This window comes from Frankia sp. CcMO1 (assembly GCF_977945845.1).
The window spans coordinates 1-2,526 of sequence record NZ_CDWTMG010000403.1 but is presented as its reverse complement, the minus strand read 5'-3'; the positions used below and the strand labels follow the sequence as shown (position 1 = coordinate 2,526).

Below are 2,526 nucleotides of genomic sequence, written 5' to 3'. Positions count from 1 at the left end.
TGGCTGGGGTCTCACGCCCACCCCGGTTAACTTCGAAGACCCGACATACCCAGCAGACAGGAAGCCGACACGACCACCTGCATCTCGATACTGACACGGTCACGATCCTGCCCCATCAGCAGGTCGTAGAAAACGTCGGCCCGACGCTGGTCGAGCCCGCGACCGTCCTGCGCACCGCCTGCTCTCCTCGCCAGAAGGTCCACCCGTCGAAACGCCGCGAGCATGCGGTCTGCCGGAAGCGATGCCGAGATGCGGCCCATACCATCCGGCTCGGCCCGCACCGTCACCCGACGCGCCTTCGCCGCCCTGCGGCGACGCTGCTCCGCGCCCTGGGGACGTAATGAAGTAACAAATACGTGATCGAGAGCATCATCGCAGGTCATAGGCCTGTGGAGGGTTCGAAACGCGCAAGTTATTTCATTTCGACTCCCCTGAGGGTCTACCACCACCACACGCCGTCGCACGGCGGCCGCGAACGCTGCGTGGCTTGGCCGCCCACCCCGGCGCAGAACCGTCTCCGCCACGTCCGCGGCTTGGCTGTCCGACAGGTTGGCCGTCAGTCGTTCCAGCACGGCCAGCCGCTGGGAATCCAGCTCACCATGTTCAAGAGCAGTCAGCGCGGCCGGCATGCGGTGGACGACGCCGACCGCGAAACCCAACTGCTTGTTTCCCGACGCTGATGATATTCTCAGCTCGGCAGCCAGTTCGTCTCCCGCGAACTCGTGAAATCCCCTGGCAGCCCCGCTCTCATCCTCTTCCGTGGGCGGCCGTAGCTGCGCGAACCTCGCTCTCACGAGCAGCCGTGCCGCCTCCCAGCGTGCGATCTCCCGACCGATCGCCACATCCGCTCGGAGACATCCGTCCGCGTCGAATTCAGCTACACGACGACCATAAACCATCGATGAGTCCAGGCGACGGGAAAGAGAACCACTGTCGTCGACCCCGGTGTCGCGGGGGCCCAGGGCCTCTGCTTCCTCGCGCGGGCTGGACTCGTCCGAACTGGGCTTACCCGGACTGGACTGTGAGCCGGGCCGAAGCGATGAACTGGGTCTGGTCGCTGGATGCATCATGCCGCCTGTCATGGGCACTTGGAGGGAACGGTTGGATCTGTTGGCAGGAACCGCCGCCGATTCGCCCGAACACTCCGATCATCGAACATGTGTTCGAGTATAGTGCTCGCTGGCGCCGTTCATCAAGTCCAGCGTCTCATCAAGTCCAGCGTCGTCAAGTCCATCGTCTCGACGGCCGGGCAAGCTCGACGGCCGGGCAAGCTCGACAGCAGAGCAAGGAGGTGGAAGGTGTTGAACGCCCAAGTCGCCGCCGTGGCGGCTCCTCCGCGGGGCGCGCTGACGGCGCTCGTCGCCCTACGGAGCGCTCGGCGATGTCACCCGGGCCACGCCGGCGACCGACGATGGCGCTCACATGATCGATACCATGAGTGTCCTCGCGGTGGAGCCGGGCGTGTCACCGACGCGGGAGGCAGGACGTAGGTTCGGAGAAGATTTCGCGAACGGTGTGGGAAGAGGGACAGGACAGTGCCGAGGGAGACGGGGCGCAGACTGATCGCGCAGAACAAGCGCGCCCGGCATGACTACGACATCCTCGACACCTACGAGGCTGGGCTGGTGCTCCGTGGCACCGAGGTGAAGGCGCTGCGGGCCGGGCGGGCCTCGCTCGTCGACGGGTTCGCCCAGATCAGCGATGGTGAGATCTGGCTGCACAACGTGCACATCCCCGAGTACACCGAGGGGACCTGGACGAACCACGCCCCCCGCCGCAAGCGCAAGATGCTGCTGCATCGGGTGGAGATCGAAAAACTGGTCGGTAAGACCCAGGAGGGTGGGCTCACGCTGGTCCCGCTCTCGCTCTACTGGAAGGACGGGCGGGCGAAGATCGAGATTGCGCTGGCGCGTGGCCGCAAGTCGTACGACAAACGGCACGCGATCGCGGAGCGGGACGCGGCCCGGGAGATCGGCCGGGCGATGGGCCGCCGAGCCAAGGGGCGCTACCTTTGATAGCCAGCCGTCCATGACACCGTCCGTGGGGCCGCCGATGTTCCTGTCGACGTTCCTGTCATGGTTCCCGTCGTCGTTATTTCGTCGTCGTGCCGCGGATTCGCCGGTTCCGGCACCATCCGAGTCGCCGTGACCGCCTCCGACGGCGACCGGCTGGCGCAGCTCGAGGCCCTGCTGAGCGCACAGGGTGAGGCGGTGCTGGCGGCGGCGGTCGCGGCATTTGCCGAGGATGAGCGTGCTGGTGGAGGCGCGGCCCGGGAACTGGCTGTCGGTGCCCGCCTGCGCGCCGAGGGCGTGTCCCCCGCGCTCCTCGCCTCCGCGTTCACTCAGGCGGAGCTGAGGCGGCGCGCGATGGTCAAGTTTGCCCGGGCCGATCGGATGTTCTTCACCCGAGCCGGGTTGGAACAGGCGTCCTCGCAGGCGGCGGCCGAGCATCGGGCCGCGCGGTTCACCGGCCTAGGGCCTGTTTGGGAAGTTTATCGGGGCAGCCATTCGTTGATCGCGGCGATGG

Annotated in this window: 2 protein-coding genes and 1 pseudogene; 2 read left to right on the top strand and 1 reads right to left on the bottom strand. The window is 66.6% G+C overall.

Going from position 1 to position 2,526, the window contains the following annotated elements; genetic code table 11:
- Positions 1 to 26: 26 nt before the first annotated feature.
- Positions 27 to 899, bottom strand: coding sequence for a DUF222 domain-containing protein (locus tag AC08OU_RS24450; protein WP_476605918.1), 873 nt, complete (start codon positions 897 to 899; stop codon positions 27 to 29).
- A gap of 636 nt (positions 900 to 1,535) precedes the next feature.
- Here AC08OU_RS24450 and smpB point away from each other — a divergent pair.
- Both smpB and AC08OU_RS24440 read left to right on the top strand, forming a co-directional pair.
- A complete protein-coding gene (smpB, locus tag AC08OU_RS24445; protein ID WP_476602440.1) occupies positions 1,536 to 2,015 on the top strand; it encodes an SsrA-binding protein SmpB in 480 nt (159 codons plus the stop codon).
- Positions 2,016 to 2,075: 60 nt separating this feature from the next.
- Positions 2,076 to 2,526: pseudogene (locus tag AC08OU_RS24440) on the top strand (hypothetical protein); the annotation flags it as partial.